The sequence below is a fragment of the Roseateles asaccharophilus genome (assembly GCF_004362405.1).
GTDB classification, from domain to species: Bacteria; Pseudomonadota; Gammaproteobacteria; order Burkholderiales; family Burkholderiaceae_C; genus Kinneretia; species Kinneretia asaccharophila.
In genome coordinates this window covers 42,820-59,642 of record NZ_SNXE01000005.1, presented here as the reverse complement: position 1 = coordinate 59,642, position 16,823 = coordinate 42,820, and the positions used below count along the sequence as shown (strand labels likewise).

Here is a 16,823-nt window from a genome sequence, read left to right as displayed (position 1 = left end):
CACACCGCATGAACGAGCCATCTGCCTCCACCTCATCGTCCGCACTGCCGCGCGAGCCCGAACCCCGCGCCGGACTTGGCGCACGGCTGCTCAGCCGGGTGTTCTTCCGCGCAGCCGAGGTGGCCGAGAACCGCGCGATGGGCGGCGGCATGCACCTCATCACCCTGCAGGGCCCGGCTTTGCGCGATGTGCGCTGGAATGCGGGCGACAAGTTGCAGCTCAGGATCGGCCCGGGCCTGCTGACCCGCACCTACACCCCCATCGACTGGGATGCCGCGAGGGGGCACACGCGGATCCTGGCCCATGCCCTGGCCATCGGGCCGGGCAGCGAGTGGGTGCGCCGGGCCTCGCCCGGACAGGCTGTGGGCCTGCTCGGGCCACGCCGCTCGCTGGCCTTGGCCGACCGAGATCCTCGCTACGGCCTGCTCCTGGGTGACGAGACCGCGATCGGCCTCGCGGCGGCGTGGCGACCGGCCCGCGCCATCTTTGAGACCTGCAACCCGGCCGCGATCCAGCCTCTGCTGGACACGCTGGACCTACCCGCCACGGCGCTGGCCGCGCACATCGACGGGCTTCACCGGGACGCGATGGTCCAGGCCGCGACGGCGCGGCTCGGGCCACGGTCGCAGCTCGTGCTGGCCGGTCGCGCCCACACGGTGCAGCACCTCCTGCGCGCGCTACGGCATGAGGGCGTGCCCGCGAGCCAAATACTCACCAAAGCCTATTGGTCCGACGGCAAGACCGGGCTTGATTGACTGAGCCCGCCCTGGTTGCGGCGGTCCCGCACGGCCAATGCCCCGCCCCTGGGCGCGCTCATGGCCACCGGGCACGCGAATCTTGCGGATGGCGATCTCGCCGAGGGGGCTGTGTTGGGCTCACAGCGCGCGATGCCCGTAGCTCAGCACGCGGGTGATGCGCCACTGCGCGCCGGCACCCTCCTGGCGCCAGATCATCATGAAGTCCGCCGCCCCTTCGCTGCGGCCGCAACCGTGCTGGCAGAAGCGGTGCAGGCCCCGAGTCAGGGCGGTGCCACCGCCACTGCTCGGGCCTGTCAGCCTGCGGTCCAAGCTTGCCCGGATACAATTCAGCCATGCTCCCCCGGCTTCGCGCCCTCGTCATCACGCTGCTTGTTCTGGCGTACGGCCTTGCCGCCATCGGCGTTGCGAAGTTCACGCCCATCAGTGCGGGTGCTGGCCATCTGGTGGTCGAAGGGCAGCAAAACCCGGAGTCCTTGAGCGACGAATTTCTGGGCAACGTCGCGGATTTGGCCTACGAACTGGGCGATACCTCCGACGACATGGCCGAGGTCCCCATGCCGGTAGCGGTCCTGCGACTGGCCTCCACTCAGCCGGAGCGATTCCATGCCGCTCACGACGGCCGCCCTCTGAGGGACCGGCAAGACAGTCTGCTGCGCCCACCCAACCGCGCAGCATCGCGCGCAGCCTAGCGCGCATTCATTGCGTATGCGGACCTCCGCGACGTGGCTGATGCCAGCCCCGCGGACGGCGGCCGCATTCCGGCCATCGGCTCACCCGTCGATGGCGTAGAACTAAGACTGTCATGGAAATTGCCTTACTGTTTGTCCTGATCCTCATCAACGGCCTCTTCGCCATGTCGGAAATCGCGCTGGTCACGGCGCGCAAAGCCCGCATGCAAAAACTCATCGACGAAGGGGACAAGGCCGCCATGGCGGCCGTCAAGCTTGGCGAGGATCCAACCCGCTTCCTGTCGACCATTCAGATCGGCATTACCTCCATCGGGGTGCTCAACGGTATCGTCGGCGAGGCCGCGCTGGCTGGGCCGCTGTCCCAATGGCTGCAAACCCTTGGACTACCCAGCGAATACGCCGGGCCGGCCAGTACGATCTTGGTCGTGGTGCTGATCACCTATTTCTCCATCGTGCTGGGCGAGTTGGTTCCCAAGCGACTCGGGCAATCCAGCCCCGAGACGGTGGCCAGGCTGGTTGCGACCCCCATATCGGCCCTGGCCATGGCGACGAAGCCCTTTGTGCGCCTCTTGTCCGGATCGACCAATGCCTTGTTGCGCTTGCTGGGCGTGAAAGCCAACAGCAGCTTCAATGTCACGGAGGAAGAGATTCACGCCGTGCTCGCAGAGGGCACGAGCGCAGGCGTGATTGAATCGCATGAGCACACCATGGTGCGCAATGTCTTTCGGCTCGACGACCGTCAGATCAGCTCTTTGATGGTGCCTCGCGGCGACATGGTCTACCTCGACCTTAACGAGCCCATCGAGGAAAACCTGAAACGGATCGAAGCCTCCAACCATGCCCGCTTCCCAGTCGTTCGCGACGGGCTGCACGACATCGTCGGCGTCGTCAACGCACGCCCTTTGCTTTCTCAACTGGTGCGCGGCAGTGACACACGGTTAGAGGACCATCTGCAACCGCCGCTGTACGTTCCCGAGACCCTGACCGGCATGGAGTTGCTGGAGAACTTCCGTTCCTCCGACATGCACATGGCCTTCGTCATCGACGAGTACGGTGAGGTGCAGGGCCTGGTCACGCTGCAAGATCTGGTGGAGGCCATCACGGGCGAGTTCCAGCCAGGCAATCCGACCGACGCTTGGGCCGTCAAGCGCGAGGATGGCTCATGGCTGCTTGACGGGCATATCCCGATTCCGGAACTCAAGGACCGCCTGGAGCTGGACGCCGTGCCGGAGGAAGAGCGTGGCCGCTACCACACGCTCAGCGGCATGATGATGCTGCTCTCGGGCCGCCTGCCCAGGGTGGCCGACCGGGTGGAATGGGAAGGCTGGTGCTTCGAGATCGTTGACATGGATGGGAAGACGATCGACAAGGTCCTGGCATCTCAGCTCAGTCCAGCAACGCCACGGCCCCATGAGCAGCGCAGCTAAACCCGCGGCAATCCTGGCCCTGGCACTGGCCATGCAAGCCTGTTCAGATGGCTACCCGGCTGAGGACCTTCCGCCGCTCAGCCCTTTCGACATGAGCAATCTGCAAAGACTCACCGCACTCAATCAGCTGGGCGCCACGGCCCACCGAGACAGGCAGTGGTCATTTGAGCAGGTCAGCGGCTGCCGGCTGGAGTTGCAGTACAAGCGCAAAGGCGTCCGCGCGGTCAAACAGGCCATCGAGCTTGAGCGCAGCATCAGGCTCGACGTTGCGTTTGATGAGCCAGACGGGACTTTCGACGTGCATGTGATGGCCGGCGACGAGCCCAACGCACCACCGGTGGCGACCCTGCTCGAAAGTGCCAAGTGGACCCATGCCGTACAAGCTGAGCTACTTTTGCAGTTGCTGGCGCGGGACTGCGAGCCCGCTTGAGCACGCCCTGGCATGCTGCCCCCCAGCACCAACCGCCAAGCGGCGGTCTGGGGGCCTCATCGCGGCGCCAACAAGACCGCCGCGGCGGCCCCTGTGAAACCTGCGCTCACAGCGCGCGGTGCCCATAGCTCAGCACGCGGGTGATGCGCCACTGCGCGCCGGCCCCCTCCTGGCGCCAGATCATCATGAAGTCCGCCGAGCCTTCGCAGCGCCCCGAGCCGTGCTGGCAGAAGCGGTGCACACCCTGGGCCATCGCGCCGAAGTCCTTGATGGGATAGACCCGCAGACTGCCCGCCACCAGCTCGCGGCAGAACTTGCCGCACACCTGCTTTTGCGTGTTGGCCATCATCTCGGCCCGGCTCCAGGTCACCCCGCCCTGGTCGTGATAGAACTCCACGCCCTCGGCAAAGAAGCCTGCATGCCGCTCCAGCTGGCCGGGCTGCTCGCAGCGGTTGAACGCGTCGAACAGGTGGGTGTCCAGCTGGGCCAGTTGGTCATACAAAGGGCCTGATTTCTCTGGCGCGGCTTCCTGGGCGTTGGCGGGCGCCGCGGCGGGCGGCGGTGGCGGCTGCGATGCGCAGCCTGCGGTGAGGCTGGCCAAGGCCAGCGCGGGCAGCAGCGCAGCGGGCCGCGGGGTTCGCTTCGGCTGCATCTTCTTCTTGCTCCTCATCATCAACATGGTGGCTCCCGGTCCGTGTGCCTTGCTGGCCCGGGCGCGAGGGGCCTGAGATCGCACAGCGAGGGGTGGGCGACATCGTCGGTGGCGCATGGGCTGGGCGCCAGGGGGATGTGCTGGGATGCAGATTGAGACGGGTGGGCGGTGGCAGGATCAAACTTATTGCTGCCGTTCTCTTCCAGCATCGCCACGGGCGACTATCGACACGTTTCCTTTATTCGACGGCTCTTCAGGCTATGTCTGCTGAAGACTCTGAATCAGCAGTACCTTCATGCTACTGTCTCGGTGAAGCGCACATTACGAAGGGCCCGCAACATGCTCTCTGACGAAATCGAACTAGCTCAGCGTCTTGTCCGGACGGATGCATACCAAATGTCCGTCGGCGAGATCGTTGGCATGTATGAAAACAGGGAACTAGTCATTGATCCCGAGTTCCAGCGACTATTCCGATGGAGCATCGGCCAGAAGTCAAAGCTAATCGAGTCATTGCTACTCGGGATCCCGTTACCCTCGATATTCGTATTCGAAAGGGAGGACGGAGCTTGGGAACTGGTCGACGGGCTTCAGCGCGTCTCGACCATCATCGAATTCATGGGGCGCTTGCGCGGGCCAAACGGGAACCTTGAGCCACCATCAGTTCTTGAGGCGACCAAATACTTGCCGTCGCTGCACAACTCCGTATGGGAGGCCTCCGAGAACATCATCGACCCCCCCGTCGGTGAACAGCGGGCCATTGACAAAGCACAGCAGCTCGCAATTCGAAGAGGTCGACTAGGTGTCGAGATCCTGAAGCGACCCAGTGACGAGAATACAAAGTACGACCTATTCCAACGACTGAATGCAGGCGGCACGCAGGCGAACCCGCAGGAACTCCGGAACTGCATTATGTTGATGGTGAACGCCGAGTATTTCCGTGCGATCAAGGTCAGCGCAGAGCAAGCAGCCTTCAAGAGAGTGATATCTGTCACCGATGAGCAGACGGAAAGGCAGCGCCACTTGGAGATGGCGGCGCGCTTTCTTGTCCACGTATGCGTGCCATACGACGGCCTCCTTGATGTGGAGGAGTACATCGACGAAGGAATTGTGCAACTGGCGCGTGCGGGAGATATCGCCAGGGCAACCGACCTGATCAACAAGACATTCGGGCTGTTGGACGAGGTTGCCGGTAGCAACGTCCTCCGGCGATTCCAAGACGGCGGCTATGTCGGCAAAACAGGCCTCGTCGGCCTTGAGGGCATTGCCGTCGGAGTAGGGAAGAACATTGACGCGATCGTTGATCTCGGGCCGGGAGCAGCGCGGACCTTTGTTGAAGCGCGGACAAGGCAGTTTTGGTCAGATCCGCGAACAGCAACTTTCACGTCTCCCGGCCTCCGGGGAACCATACGCATCCAACGCACAGTGCCGTTCGGCGAGGAATGGTTTCGTCCATGAGCAAGCCGTACACCGGCGCTGACTTCTCTGCTCAAATCGTCCAAGATCGTACTTGGCGCATCAAAGAGATCTCGGACCTCAAGTCAGCAATCAAGCGCGCCGACGAAGGCTTGCGACGGGTTCTACTCAGGGCGCTTGTCACTCTTTGCTACGCGCACTGGGAAGGCTACGTCCGGTTTTCTGCCAAGAAGTACCTGGAGCACGTTGCAATGCGACGATTCCAATACCGTGAACTTAATCCGCAGTTCTATAGGAACAACTTCTTACCCCGCCTCGCAGCACTATCCACGTCAAGAGCCAGCATTGCTGACCGCTGCGCGCTCGTCGATGAGATTTTGAACTCAGAAACTGCTCGCTTCAGCCGCGTTAACGATGACTTGGTCAATACAAAGGCAAATTTGAATTTTGAAGTTTTTGTCGATATTTGCATTGTGTGCGGTGTGCCACCGGAGGCTTTGGCAGATAAGGCCACGTTCATCGATGTTGTGCTTCTTAAGCGAAGGAATGCCATTGCGCACGGCGAAGATACTTTCGTGGCCGTTGGCGATTTGGATGAGCTCAGCAACGACACCATCGGCATGATGCGCACGTTTGGAGACACACTGGAAAATCACGTCGTCTTGCAAACCTACAAGCTTTAGTTGCACACGACGATGCGGCCAACTGAGACACCGGCCGACAAGCCTTGGGGCGGCGTTGAGGCCTACTTACCGTGCAGGCCGCACCATAGTTCTTCAGAGACTACAGACACCCACAGCCCAAACAAAAAGCCAGCTCCCCTCCCAGGCAGCTGGCTTCTATTTTTCGAGAGGCGCTGAGCTTTACTCGCTCAACCCTCCCCACCGGCAGCCCTCACGAGCCGCCGCAACAACACATCAGATCAGTTCCACGCCCACAGCCGTGGCCTCGCCGCCGCCAATGCACAGCGCCGCCACGCCGCGCTTGCCGCCGCGCTTCTTGAGCGCGCCCAGCAGGGTGACCAGGATGCGGGCGCCGGAGGCGCCGATGGGGTGGCCCAGGGCGACGGCGCCGCCGTTGACGTTGACGATCTCGTGGGGCAGCTTGAACTCGGCCATGGCGGCCATGGTGACGGCGGCAAAGGCTTCGTTCACTTCCCACAGATCGACGCTCTTGGCGTCCCAGCCGTTCTTCTTGAGCAGCTTCTCGATGGCGCCCACCGGGGCGGTGGTGAACCACTCGGGCGCGTTGGCGTGCACGGCCGTGCCCACGATGCGGGCCACGGGCGTGAGGCCCAGCTTGGCGGCATGGCTTTCGCGCATCAGCACCAGGGCGGCGGCGCCGTCGCTGATGGAGGACGAGGTGGCGGCGGTGATGGTGCCGTCCTTCTTGAAGGCGGGCTTCAAGCCGGGGATCTTGTCCAGCTTGGCCTTGAAGGGCTGCTCGTCGCGGCTGATGACCACATCACCGCCCTTGCCGGCCAGGGTGACGGGGGCGATTTCCCAGTCGAAGCTGCCGTCTTCATTGGCCTTCTTGCTGCGCTCGGTGGAGGCGATGGCGAAGGCGTCCTGGGCTTCGCGGCTGAAGCTGTACTTGCTCACGCACTGCTCGGCGAACACGCCCATGGCCTTGCCGCGCTCGTAGGCGTCTTCCAGGCCGTCCAGGGCCATGTGGTCGTACATCTGGGCGGCGCCGTACTTCACGCCCTTGCGCGCGAACATCAGGTGCGGGGCATTGGTCATGCTCTCCATGCCGCCAGCGATCAGGATGTCGGCGCTCTCGGCCTTGAGCGTGTCGTGGGCGAACATGACGGCGCGCATGCCGGCGCCGCACATCTTGGACAGGGTCACGGCGCCCACCGACTGGGGCAGACCGGCCTTGAGCACGGCCTGGCGGGCGGGGGCCTGGCCCTGGCCGGCCATCAGGCAGTTGCCCATGAAGGCTTCCTGGATGGCGTCGCCGGGCACGCCGGCGCGCTCCACGGCGGCCTTGATGGCCACGGCGCCCAGCTCCCAGGCGGAGAGGCCGGCGAAGTCGCCGAGCAGGCCGCCGATGGGGGTGCGGGCGGCGGAGACGATGACGATGGGATCAGCAGACATGAAAGACTCCTTCTTGATCACGGCTTGGGGGGATTGAATTCAGACGGTGGACGAAGCGCTTGTGCGCCTCGTAGGGAAAGACATCGTGCACATAGCCCGCGCGAATGCGGGCCTGGTGGGCCTGCCAGAAGGCGGGGTCCAGCAGCTCGGCATGGTGCTGCATAAAGACCTCGCGCACGCCGGGATGGCCCAGCAGAAAGGGCGCGAAGGTCTCGGGAAACACATCGCGCGGCCCGACCTGCCACCAGACCTCGCCCGAGAGCTCCTCCTCTTCGGTGCGCGGGGCGGGCACGGCGCGGAACTGGCAGTCGCTGAGGTACTCGATCTCGTCGTAGTCGTAGAACACGACCTTGCCGTGGCGGGTGATGCCGAAGTTCTTCCACAGCATGTCGCCGGGAAAGATATTGGCGGCCACCAGGTCCTTGATGGCCTGGCCGTACTCGATCACCGCGTGGCGCAGCTGGGCCGGGCTGGCCTCCTGCAGATAGAGATTGAGCGGCACCATGCGGCGCTCGATATACAGGTGGCGGATGATCAAGTCCTCGCCGCGCTCTTCGATCAGGCTGCCGCAGAAGTGCTTGAGCTCCTTGATCAGCGCCTCGTCAAAGCGCCAGCGCGGGAAGGCCACATTGCTGTATTCCAGGGTGTCGGCCATGCGGCCCACGCGGTCGTGGTGCTTGACCAGCTGGTACTTGCCCTGCACCAGCTCGCGCGTGGTGTGCTCCTTCTGCGCCGGGAAGAAATCCTTGATGAGCTTGAAGACAAAGGGGTAGCTGGGCAGGTCAAAGACCAGCATCACCAGGCCCTTGATGCCGGGCGCGATGCGGAACTTGTCGGAGGAGTGCCGCAGGTGCTGCAAGAAGTCGCGGTAGAACAGATTCTTGCCGTGCTTTTGCAGGCCCAGGGCGGAGTAGATCTCGGCCCGGGGCTTGCGCGGCATGAGCGAGCGCAGGAACTGCACATAAGCGCTGGGCACGTCCATGTCCACCATGAAGTAGGCGCGCGCAAAGCTGAAGAGCAGGAGCAGATCGTCCTCGCCGAAGAGGGCGGTGTCGATGTGCAGGCGGCCCGGCGCCGACTCTGTTGACCCCGAGACGCCTTCGGCGTCGCCCCCCGAGGGGTGCTGAGCCGGCTTGGGGCGGCCCGACGCCGGCTCGTCATGCAGGATGGGCAGGGCGAACGGCGTCTCGTGAAAGCCGTTGATGATCTTGCCCACCACATAGGCGCCCTTGTTGCGGTAGAACAGGCTGGACAGGACCTGGATCTGGAAATTGGTGCGCCAGCGGAAGTCGCCCAGCTGGCGCTGCACGGCCTCCAGCACCAGGTCCACATCGCGGCCCAGATCGCTGAACTCGCGCTCCAGCTGGAAGTTCCAGATGATGCGCATCAGGGTCTCGCGCAGGGTCTCGGGGCTGGGGTAGTAGGCGCGGTAGGTGGGCTGGGCGGCGGGCTCCAGGTTCTCGATGTACTCGGTGGAGATGGCCGGCCGCACGAAGATGAAGTCGTTGCGAAAGTAGCCGTGGTGCAGGATGCGGGTGCTGACCGAATTGAAAAAGGTCTCGGCCAGCTCGGGCTGCAGATGGTTGGTGAGCAGGCCGATGTAGTGCAGCTTGACCTGCTGCCAGACCTCCATGGGCAGCTCGCCGGCCTGGTAGCGCTGCTCCAGCAGCTGCACCGCCTCGTCCACGCGCTGCTCGTAGAACTCGATGCGCTCGCGCTGCGCGCGCTGCTGGCCGGGCCAGTCGGCCGCCTCGAAGCGCTGCTTGGCCGCGGCCGTGGTGGCCCGGAAGAGCCGGTAGTGACGGTTGAAGCCCCCCAGCAGCGCCTGGGCGATCTCGAAGGCGCGCGGGTCGGTGAGCTTCTGCGGGAACATGGGACGGGTCGCCAGCGGGACGCCGGGCCTAGTGCGCGTAGCGCTGCTTGACGCGCGCCAGGGCGCGCCGGTAGGCCGGGTCCACCGACTCGGCGCGGTCGGCCGTGATCTGCAGGTCTTCCAGCAGGCCGTTGTGCAGGCCGTAGACCCAGCCATGCACCACCACCTCCTGGCCGCGGACCCAGGCATCGCGCACCACGGTGGTGTGGCAGGCGTTGCGGGCCTGCTCCAGCACATTGAGCTCGCACAGCGCATTCACGCGCTGCTCGGCCGGCAGGCCGTCCAGCCAGTCCTGGTGCAGATGCCGCACGTCCTGCACATGGCGCAGCCAGTTGTCCACCAGGCCCACGCGGCTGTCCATCAGCGCCGCCTTCACGCCGCCGCAGTTGCTGTGGCCCACGACGATGATGTGCCGCACCTTGAGCTGGTCCACCGCGAACTGCATCACCGACAGGCAGTTCAGGTCCGAGTGCACCACCACATTGGCCACATTGCGATGCACGAAGAGCTCGCCCGGCAGCAGGTTCACCAGCTCATTGGCCGGCACGCGGCTGTCGGCACAGCCGATCCAGAGGTACTGGGGCGTCTGCTGCTTGAGCAGACGCGAGAAGAAGCCGGGCTCCCGCGTCTCGGTCTCGGCGGCCCACTGCCGGTTGCTGTCCAGCAGCTCTTGAAGTTCGGTGCTCATGCGGTCATTGTCGCAGTGCACAAAAGATCGGCCGCCTGCGTTGGGCCGGTTACATGGTCTCGGCGAAGAGCTCGCGGCCGATCAGCATGCGGCGGATCTCGGAGGTGCCGGCACCGATCTCGTAGAGCTTGGCATCGCGCCACAGGCGGCCCAGCGGGTACTCGTTGATATAGCCGTTGCCGCCGAAGATCTGGATGCCCTCGCCGGCCATCCAGGTGGCCTTCTCGGCCGTCCAGAGGATGACGGAGGCGCAGTCCTTGCGCACCTGGCGCACATGCTCGGTGCCCAGCATGTCCAGGTTCTTGGCCACGGTGTAGGCAAAGCTGCGGGCAGCCTGCAGCACGGTGTACATGTCCGCCACCTTGCCCTGGATCAGCTGGAACTCGCCGATGCTCTGGCCGAACTGCTTGCGGTCGTGGATGTAGGGAATGATGTTGTCCATCACGCTCTGCATGATGCCCAGCGGGCCGCCGGTGAGCACGGCGCGCTCATAGTCCAGGCCCGACATCAGCACCTTGGCGCCCATATTCAGGCCGCCCAGCACGTTCTCGGCCGGCACTTCCACGTTCTGGAACACCAGCTCGCCGGTGTGGCTACCGCGCATGCCCAGCTTGTCCAGCTTCTGCGCGATGCTGAAGCCCGGCATGCCCTTCTCGATCAGGAAGGCGGTGACGCCGCGGGCGCCCAGCTCGGGCTCGGTCTTGGCATAGACCACCAGGGTGTCGGCATCGGGGCCGTTGGTGATCCACATCTTGGAGCCGTTGAGCAGGTAGTAGCCGCCCTTGTCCTCGGCGCGCAGCTTCATGCTGATCACGTCCGAGCCCGCGCCCGGCTCGCTCATGGCCAGGGCGCCCACATGCTCGCCGCTGATCAGCTTGGGCAGGTACTTGGCGCGCTGGGCCTCGTTGCCGTTGCGCTTGATCTGGTTCACGCACAGATTGCTGTGCGCGCCGTAGGAGAGGCCCACCGAGGCGCTGGCGCGGCTGATTTCCTCCATGGCCACCATATGGGCGAGATAGCCCATATTGGCGCCGCCGTACTCCTCGCCAACGGTGATGCCCAGCACGCCCAGCTCGCCCATCTTGCGCCACAGGTCCATGGGGAACTGGTCGCTGCGGTCGATCTCGGCCGCGCGCGGGGCGATCTCGGCTTGCGCGAACTCGCGCACCGCATCGCGCAGGGCGTCGATGTCTTCACCGAGTTGGAAGTTCAGGCCGGGCAGGTTCATGCATGTCTCCTGGTGCTGAGGATCGATTCGGAACAGCGCTGCCGCATGCTAGGCATGGCGCGATGCCCTGTCGACTTATGAGGTTTGACTTACGTTTACGTAAACGTCAATTCTAACCAGAGGCCGGCCCGTGGCGCCCACCCGGCGGCGCGCACTGCCGTTTTTCCGAAGCGGCGGTCCAGAAATGCCTTCTGTGTCGGCCTGGAGGCCGGCCCTAGGCTGGCGCCTCCTCACCACAGCTTCGAGTCGACCATGCTCACACCGCTGATCGAAAGCCTGCACACCCCCTTCCTGGGCCATGCCATGTGGCTATGGCTGATGTTTCTGGGCATCGTCACCACCCTGCTGGCCCTGGACCTGGGCGTGCTGCACCGCAAGGAGCGCGAGATCGGCATCCGCGAGAGCCTGTGGCTGTCGGCCGGCTATATCAGCGTGGCCCTGATCTTCGGGGCCTGGGTCTGGTGGCATCTGGGCGCGCAGAGCGGCATGGAGTACCTGACGGGCTTCGTGATCGAGAAATCGCTCTCGATGGACAACGTCTTCGTGATCGCGCTGATCTTTGGCTACTTCGCCGTGCCGCGCGAGCTGCAGCACCGGGTGCTGTTCTGGGGCATTCTGGGCGTGATCGTGATGCGCGCCATCATGATCGGCCTGGGCGCCGCCCTGGTCAGCGAGTTCAGCTGGGTGCTCTACCTCTTCGGCGCCTTCCTGGTGCTGACGGGCGTGAAGATGCTGCTGGCCAAGGAAGAGGCCACGGATCTGGAGAACAACGGCATCCTCAAGCTGCTGCGCCGCCTGATGCGCGTGACGCCCCAGCTGCATGGCCGGGCCTTCTTTGTGAAGGCCCCCCACCCCGAGCATGGCCGCCCCGTGGTCTGGGCCACCCCGCTTTTCCTGGCCCTGTGCCTGGTGGAATTTGCCGACCTGGTCTTCGCCGTGGACTCGGTGCCGGCGATCTTTGCGATCACCACCGACCCCTTCATCGTCTACACGAGCAATATCTTCGCCATCCTGGGTCTGCGCGCCCTGTACTTCGCGCTGGCGGCCATGATCCACCGCTTCCGCTACCTGAAGTACGCCCTGGCCCTGGTGCTGGTCTTCATCGGCTCCAAGATCTTCCTGGTGAACATCATCGGCAAGATCCCGCCCTCGATCAGTCTCTCGGTGACCGGTCTGCTGATCGCGGGTGGCGTGATCGTCTCGCTGTGGAAGACGCGTGAAGACCCCAAGCAGGCCGGCCCGGCGGGTGTGATCAGCGGCCGACCTGGCGACGCATCAGCTCGATGAAGCGACGCGCCCCCAGACCCAGGGGGCGGTCGTGACGCCAGACCACATCCACCCACAGCCGCAGCTCATTGCTCATGTTCTCCAGCTCCACCAGCAGCAGCTGGCCGCTGGCCAGCAGGGGCGCCACCAGGCGCTGCGGCAAAAAGGCCCAGCCCAGCCCGGCCTGCACCAGGCTGAGGCTGGCCAGATGGCTGTCGGTGCGCCAGACCTGGCGCGAGACCAGCACCCGCGGGTCCTCGGCCGCCGCCTCGCCCCGCGCCACCACGATCTGGCGCAGCTCGACCCACTGCTCCTGACGCAGGGCCTGACCGGCCAAGGGATGGCGCGGCGCGATCACCGCGCGCAGCAGCTCGCTGCCCAGCTCCTCGAAGCTCTCGCGCTCGTCAAAGCCCACCCGCTCGAAGACCAGGGCCAGGTCCACGCTGCCGGCATGCAGCAGGCGCAGCACCTCGGCCTGGGGCGCGCTACGCAGCTCCACCTCCAGGCCCGGAAACTCCTGGGCCAGGGCGGCCAGGGCCTCGGCCCAGGGCACGGCCAGCAGCTCGGGCGCAATGGCCAGGGTCAGGCGCCGCTCCAGGCCCTGGTGCAGGGCCAGGGCATGGGCTTGTAGCCGCCCCAGCTGGCCCACGAGCTGGCGGGCCTGGGGCTCCAGGGCACGCGCCACCTCGGTGGGCCGCAGCTCCCGGGTGCTGCGCTCGAAGAGCTGCAGGTCCAGCTCCGCCTCCATCTGGGCCACGGCCATGCTCACGGCCGAGGGCACACGTCCCAGGGCCCGCGCCGCGGCCGAGAAGGAACCCTGGTCCAGCACGGCCAGAAAGAGCTGGAGCTGATCGCTGTTCAAAGCCATGGGCGCAATTTGTCAGAGAAATTGATAACTGTCGACTTTGGCTATCAGAAAACACTGCCTACCATGCCGGGCATACGCAGTTCAAGCCGGCCCCGGGCCGCGCCCCACTCCCCATGCAAGGTCTGAAACGCAAGCTGGTCTATGTCTCTCTGTACGAGCTCTTTGCCGTGGGGTTGACCAGTGCCGGCCTGACCCTGCTGGCGGGCAGCTCGCCGGGCCATGCTGGGGTGGCGGCCGTGGCCTCCTCGGCCATCGCCCTGCTCTGGAACCTGGTCTACACCCATCTCTTCGAGGCCTGGGAGGCTCGCCAGGCCACCCGCGGCCGCAGCCTGCGCCGGCGCGTGGCCCATGCGGTGGGCTTCGAGGGCGGCCTGATCGTGATGCTGGTGCCGCTCTTCGCCTGGTGGCTGGACATCAGCCTGTGGCAGGCCCTGCTGCTGGACTTCGGCCTGATCGTGTTTTTCCTGGTCTACACCTTTGTGTTCAACCTGGCGTTCGACCGCCTGTTCGGCCTGCCGGCCTCGGCGGCCTGATTACAAAAAGCGCTCCAGGATGCGCTTGGAGGCGCGGTCCAGCGCAAAGCGGTCGGGCACGATGAACTGAAGGCCATGGCTGCTGGTGATCAGCAGCCGGCCCTCGCCCAGGCGGCGGATGTCCTCTTCGCTCTTGAGGATGAAGCGGGCGGCGCCGCGCTCGGTGTCCACGGTCCACTGGCTGGGCGTGGAGAAGGTCGAGACTTCCAGGATGGCGCGCACCTGGGGCATGAACTCGCGCACCGCGAACTCGGCCTCCAGCAGCTCGCGGTCGGCGGGCGGCAGGTCCGAGAGCCGGGCGATCCAGACCAGCTCATGGCCATCGACACCGACCAGGGAGATGCCCTCGTCCGGGGCGCTGATGGGGTGGGCACGCACAGGCGTCACGCCCTCATGCTCGCGGCCCTCCGAATCGATCAGGATCAGGCGGCCGAAGGCATTGCGCAGCAGGCTGCGGTAAGGGGCGGCAGAAGACAGGGCAGACATCAGGCGACCTCCGCCGTGTGGGCATTCAGATTGGGCGGCAGCAGGGGCATTTCCTCCTCGGCATCGACGCGGCGGGCCTGGGCCTCGTAGAGCCGCCAGTAGGCGCCATGCTTGGCCATCAGCTCCTCGTGCGGGCCCACCTCGACGATCTGGCCGCGGTCCATGACCACCAGGCGGTCGGCCTTGCGCAGGGTGGACAGGCGGTGGGCGATGGCGATGGTGGTGCGGCCCTTGACCAGGTTGTCCAGGGCCTTCTGGATTTCCTTCTCGGTCTCGGTGTCCACGGCCGAGGTGGCCTCGTCCAGGATCAGCAGGCGCGGGTCGATCAGCAGGGCGCGGGCGATGGAGATGCGCTGGCGCTCGCCGCCCGAGAGGCCCTGGCCGCGCTCACCCACCAGGGAGTCGTAACCATGGGGCAGGCGCAGGATGAACTCGTGCGCATGGGCGGCACGGGCGGCGGCCACGATCTCCTCGCGCGTGGCGTCCGGCTTGCCGTAGGCGATGTTCTCGGCAATGGTGCCGAAGAAGAGGAAGGGCTCCTGCAGCACCAGACCGATATGGCGGCGGAAGTCCGAGACGCCGATGCGGCGCAGATCGGTGCCGTCGATGCGGATGGAACCCTCGGTCACGTCGTAGAAGCGGCAGATCAGGTTCACCAGGGTGCTCTTGCCCGAGCCGCTGTGGCCCACCAGGCCGATCATCTCGCCGGGCTGGATGTCCAGGCTGAGGCCGCGGATCACCGCGCGGTTGCCGTAGCGAAAACCAATGTCCTGCAGCTGCAGGCCGCCCTGCACCTTGTCCAGCTTCACCGGGTTGCTGGGCTCGGGCACATTGCTCTGGTGGTCCAGGATGTCGAAGATGCGCTTGGCGCCGGCCGCGGCCTTTTGCGTCACCGAGACGATGCGGCTCATCGAGTCCAGGCGGCCGTAGAAGCGACCGATATAGGCGATGAAGGCGGTGAGCACACCCACCGTGATATTGCCGCCGGCGACCAGCCAGATGCCGAAGGCCCAGACCACCAGCAGGCCGATCTCGGTGAGCAGGGCCACGGTGGGGGTGAACAGGCTCCAGGTCTTGTTGAGCTTGTCGTTGACCGCCAGATTGTGCTTGTTGGCCTCGCGAAAGCGGGTGGCCTCGCGCTTTTCCTGGGCAAAGGCCTTGACCACCCGGATGCCCGGAATGGTGTCGGCCAGCACGCTGGTGACCTCGCCCCAGACCCGGTCGATCTTCTCGAAGCCGGTGCGCAGGCGATCCCGCACCATGTGGATCATCCAGGCGATGAAGGGCAGGGGCACCAGGGTGGCCAGGGCCAGCCAGGGGTTGATGGAGAAGAGGATGATGGAGGTCATCACCAGCATCAGCACATCGGTGATGAAGTCCAGGGCGTGCAGGGACAGGAAGACGCTGATGCGGTCGGTCTCGGAGCCGATGCGCGCCATCAGGTCACCGGTGCGCTTGGAGCCGAAATACTCTAGCGAGAGGCTCAGCAGGTGCTCGAAGGTGGCGGTACGCAGGTCCGCCGCGATGCGCTCGGACACCAGGGCCAGGATATAGGTCTTGGCCCAGCCCAGCAGCCAGGATAGCAGGGCCGCGCCCAGCAGACCGCTCAGGTACAGGCCCACCAGCCAGGGATCGATCTGCTGCCCGTTCTGGAAGGGGATCAGCACCTTGTCCATCAGGGGCAGGGTCAGATACGGCGGCACCAGGGTGGCGCCAGTGGCCCCCAGCATCAGCAAGAAGCCCAGCAAGAGCTGGCCCTGGTAGGGCTTGGCAAAGCGCCACAGGCGCAGCAGCACCCAGGTGGAGGGCGGGGTGTGCAGCTCGCGGGCGCAGGTGGGGCATTCATCGTCGCCCTCCTCGCTGCGCGGAGGCAGGGGCGCCTTGCAGCTGGGGCAGAACTCCAGCTCCTCGGCGCCGGCCTGGGCGGGTTCGTCGCGCTTTTCGAACAGCTCCTGAAAGCGCTGCACCTGCAGATTGATCTGCAGGGTGAAGCGCCACAGGGCCAGGCGTTGAGTTTCGTCCTGCAGTTCCAGGCAGCCCAGACCAGCATGGTCCGACAGGCGCAGCTGCAGGCCCGGATGCAGGGCCCATTCCTGCCAGCTGCCACCCCCGGCCGGGTCATAGGCCAGCAGGCGCTGGCGGGTGAGCAACAGCAGGCCGTGGCCAAAACGCAGCTGGGAGTCCAGGTCAACCTCCAGGCTGCCCAGCACGTTCTCGTCTTTCGCCAGGCGTCCCAGGGCTGTCGCCATTTGCGGATGCTGGTCTGGCGCTTGATCGGAATCGTGATGCTGCATTGTTGTTTGTTCTGTGATGAGGGCCTGGGCCGGCGGCCGAGTCCCTTGGGACCCCTGCCGGGCCGCGATTTTCCCCCATCCCGGCCCGGCCGGTGAAACAGTCGCTTCGAGCCCCGTCT

Annotated in this window: 17 protein-coding genes; 8 read left to right on the top strand and 9 right to left on the bottom strand. The window is 65.2% G+C overall.

The window, feature by feature from the left end; genetic code table 11:
• Positions 1-8 precede the first annotated feature (8 nt).
• Positions 9-755, top strand: a complete 747-nt coding sequence (locus tag DFR39_RS12150; protein ID WP_133603845.1) for a siderophore-interacting protein — start codon at positions 9-11, stop codon at positions 753-755.
• Between the two features lie 120 nt (positions 756-875).
• Here DFR39_RS12150 and DFR39_RS12145 read toward each other — a convergent pair whose 3' ends face one another.
• The gene (locus tag DFR39_RS12145) at positions 876-1,067 is read right to left on the bottom strand and encodes a hypothetical protein (protein WP_133603844.1); all 192 of its coding nucleotides are present in this window, start codon (positions 1,065-1,067) and stop codon (positions 876-878) included.
• 23 nt (positions 1,068-1,090) lie between these two features.
• Between DFR39_RS12145 and DFR39_RS12140 the strand changes: the two genes are divergently transcribed.
• The 3 genes from DFR39_RS12140 to DFR39_RS12130 all read left to right on the top strand — a co-directional run bounded on the left by DFR39_RS12140 (position 1,091) and on the right by DFR39_RS12130 (position 3,304).
• Positions 1,091-1,447, top strand: coding sequence for a hypothetical protein (locus DFR39_RS12140; protein WP_133603843.1), 357 nt, complete (start codon positions 1,091-1,093; stop codon positions 1,445-1,447).
• Positions 1,448-1,560: 113 nt separating this feature from the next.
• The gene (locus tag DFR39_RS12135; protein WP_133603842.1) at positions 1,561-2,874 is read left to right on the top strand and encodes a hemolysin family protein; all 1,314 of its coding nucleotides are present in this window, start codon (positions 1,561-1,563) and stop codon (positions 2,872-2,874) included.
• A complete protein-coding gene (locus tag DFR39_RS12130; protein WP_133603841.1) occupies positions 2,858-3,304 on the top strand; it encodes a hypothetical protein in 447 nt (148 codons plus the stop codon). The genes DFR39_RS12135 and DFR39_RS12130 overlap by 17 nt, the downstream gene beginning before the upstream one ends.
• 106 nt (positions 3,305-3,410) lie before the next feature.
• On the opposite strand, the gene DFR39_RS12125 is transcribed toward DFR39_RS12130, so the two are convergent.
• On the bottom strand, positions 3,411-3,983 hold the full coding sequence (locus tag DFR39_RS12125) for a nuclear transport factor 2 family protein (RefSeq protein ID WP_246030810.1): 573 nt from the start codon (positions 3,981-3,983) through the stop codon (positions 3,411-3,413).
• A gap of 312 nt (positions 3,984-4,295) precedes the next feature.
• Between DFR39_RS12125 and DFR39_RS12120 the strand changes: the two genes are divergently transcribed.
• On the top strand, positions 4,296-5,411 hold the full coding sequence (locus DFR39_RS12120) for a DUF262 domain-containing protein (protein WP_133603840.1): 1,116 nt from the start codon (positions 4,296-4,298) through the stop codon (positions 5,409-5,411).
• Positions 5,408-6,052: an MAE_28990/MAE_18760 family HEPN-like nuclease gene (locus DFR39_RS12115; RefSeq protein WP_133603839.1), complete on the top strand. Its 645-nt coding sequence runs from the start codon at positions 5,408-5,410 to the stop codon at positions 6,050-6,052. Before DFR39_RS12120 ends, DFR39_RS12115 begins: the two co-directional genes overlap by 4 nt.
• Before the next feature lie 234 nt (positions 6,053-6,286).
• Here DFR39_RS12115 and DFR39_RS12110 read toward each other — a convergent pair whose 3' ends face one another.
• From DFR39_RS12110 to DFR39_RS12095, 4 genes are read right to left on the bottom strand one after another with little or no spacing between them, the layout of a single operon-like run.
• On the bottom strand, positions 6,287-7,468 hold the full coding sequence (locus tag DFR39_RS12110) for an acetyl-CoA C-acyltransferase (protein WP_133603838.1): 1,182 nt from the start codon (positions 7,466-7,468) through the stop codon (positions 6,287-6,289).
• Positions 7,458-9,341, bottom strand: a complete 1,884-nt coding sequence (gene aceK, locus DFR39_RS12105; protein WP_133603837.1) for a bifunctional isocitrate dehydrogenase kinase/phosphatase — start codon at positions 9,339-9,341, stop codon at positions 7,458-7,460. Before aceK ends, DFR39_RS12110 begins: the two co-directional genes overlap by 11 nt.
• 28 nt (positions 9,342-9,369) lie before the next feature.
• The gene (gene can, locus DFR39_RS12100; RefSeq protein ID WP_133603836.1) at positions 9,370-10,029 is read right to left on the bottom strand and encodes a carbonate dehydratase; all 660 of its coding nucleotides are present in this window, start codon (positions 10,027-10,029) and stop codon (positions 9,370-9,372) included.
• A 49-nt stretch (positions 10,030-10,078) separates the two neighbouring features.
• Entirely contained in the window at positions 10,079-11,257 is a 1,179-nt protein-coding gene (locus DFR39_RS12095; RefSeq protein ID WP_133603835.1) for an isovaleryl-CoA dehydrogenase, read from the bottom strand.
• 252 nt (positions 11,258-11,509) lie between these two features.
• Here DFR39_RS12095 and DFR39_RS12090 point away from each other — a divergent pair, with 252 nt between their 5' ends.
• Complete coding sequence (locus DFR39_RS12090) at positions 11,510-12,544, top strand: TerC family protein (protein ID WP_133603834.1); 1,035 nt, start codon at positions 11,510-11,512, stop codon at positions 12,542-12,544.
• Here the strand turns inward: DFR39_RS12090 and DFR39_RS12085 are convergent.
• Complete coding sequence (locus DFR39_RS12085) at positions 12,510-13,391, bottom strand: LysR family transcriptional regulator (protein ID WP_133603833.1); 882 nt, start codon at positions 13,389-13,391, stop codon at positions 12,510-12,512. The genes DFR39_RS12090 and DFR39_RS12085 overlap by 35 nt on opposite strands.
• A 113-nt stretch (positions 13,392-13,504) precedes the next feature.
• On the opposite strand from DFR39_RS12085, the gene DFR39_RS12080 reads away from it, so the two are divergent.
• Positions 13,505-13,924 carry a PACE efflux transporter gene (locus DFR39_RS12080; RefSeq protein WP_133603832.1) on the top strand — a complete coding sequence of 140 codons (420 nt, stop codon included), beginning with the start codon at positions 13,505-13,507 and terminating at the stop codon, positions 13,922-13,924.
• On the opposite strand, the gene DFR39_RS12075 is transcribed toward DFR39_RS12080, so the two are convergent.
• Entirely contained in the window at positions 13,925-14,410 is a 486-nt protein-coding gene (locus DFR39_RS12075) for a cyanophycin metabolism-associated DUF1854 family protein (RefSeq protein WP_133603831.1), read from the bottom strand.
• Positions 14,410-16,704: a cyanophycin metabolism-associated ABC transporter gene (locus DFR39_RS12070; protein WP_133603830.1), complete on the bottom strand. Its 2,295-nt coding sequence runs from the start codon at positions 16,702-16,704 to the stop codon at positions 14,410-14,412. The genes DFR39_RS12075 and DFR39_RS12070 overlap by 1 nt, the downstream gene beginning before the upstream one ends.
• Positions 16,705-16,823: the final 119 nt, after the last annotated feature.

Excerpts from the sequence above, each read along its gene's own strand:
- DFR39_RS12150 (WP_133603845.1), top strand. The coding sequence starts at position 9 with ATGAACGAGCCATCTGCCTCCACCTCATCGTCCGCACTGCCGCGCGAG.
- DFR39_RS12140 (WP_133603843.1), top strand. The coding sequence starts at position 1,091 with ATGCTCCCCCGGCTTCGCGCCCTCGTCATCACGCTGCTTGTTCTGGCG.
- DFR39_RS12135 (WP_133603842.1), top strand. The coding sequence starts at position 1,561 with ATGGAAATTGCCTTACTGTTTGTCCTGATCCTCATCAACGGCCTCTTC.
- DFR39_RS12130 (WP_133603841.1), top strand. The coding sequence starts at position 2,858 with ATGAGCAGCGCAGCTAAACCCGCGGCAATCCTGGCCCTGGCACTGGCC.
- DFR39_RS12125 (WP_246030810.1), bottom strand. The coding sequence starts at position 3,983 with ATGTTGATGATGAGGAGCAAGAAGAAGATGCAGCCGAAGCGAACCCCG.
- DFR39_RS12120 (WP_133603840.1), top strand. The coding sequence starts at position 4,296 with ATGCTCTCTGACGAAATCGAACTAGCTCAGCGTCTTGTCCGGACGGAT.
- DFR39_RS12115 (WP_133603839.1), top strand. The coding sequence starts at position 5,408 with ATGAGCAAGCCGTACACCGGCGCTGACTTCTCTGCTCAAATCGTCCAA.
- DFR39_RS12110 (WP_133603838.1), bottom strand. The coding sequence starts at position 7,468 with ATGTCTGCTGATCCCATCGTCATCGTCTCCGCCGCCCGCACCCCCATC.
- aceK (WP_133603837.1), bottom strand. The coding sequence starts at position 9,341 with ATGTTCCCGCAGAAGCTCACCGACCCGCGCGCCTTCGAGATCGCCCAG.
- can (WP_133603836.1), bottom strand. The coding sequence starts at position 10,029 with ATGAGCACCGAACTTCAAGAGCTGCTGGACAGCAACCGGCAGTGGGCC.
- DFR39_RS12095 (WP_133603835.1), bottom strand. The coding sequence starts at position 11,257 with ATGAACCTGCCCGGCCTGAACTTCCAACTCGGTGAAGACATCGACGCC.
- DFR39_RS12090 (WP_133603834.1), top strand. The coding sequence starts at position 11,510 with ATGCTCACACCGCTGATCGAAAGCCTGCACACCCCCTTCCTGGGCCAT.
- DFR39_RS12085 (WP_133603833.1), bottom strand. The coding sequence starts at position 13,391 with ATGGCTTTGAACAGCGATCAGCTCCAGCTCTTTCTGGCCGTGCTGGAC.
- DFR39_RS12080 (WP_133603832.1), top strand. The coding sequence starts at position 13,505 with ATGCAAGGTCTGAAACGCAAGCTGGTCTATGTCTCTCTGTACGAGCTC.
- DFR39_RS12075 (WP_133603831.1), bottom strand. The coding sequence starts at position 14,410 with ATGTCTGCCCTGTCTTCTGCCGCCCCTTACCGCAGCCTGCTGCGCAAT.
- DFR39_RS12070 (WP_133603830.1), bottom strand. The coding sequence starts at position 16,704 with ATGCAGCATCACGATTCCGATCAAGCGCCAGACCAGCATCCGCAAATG.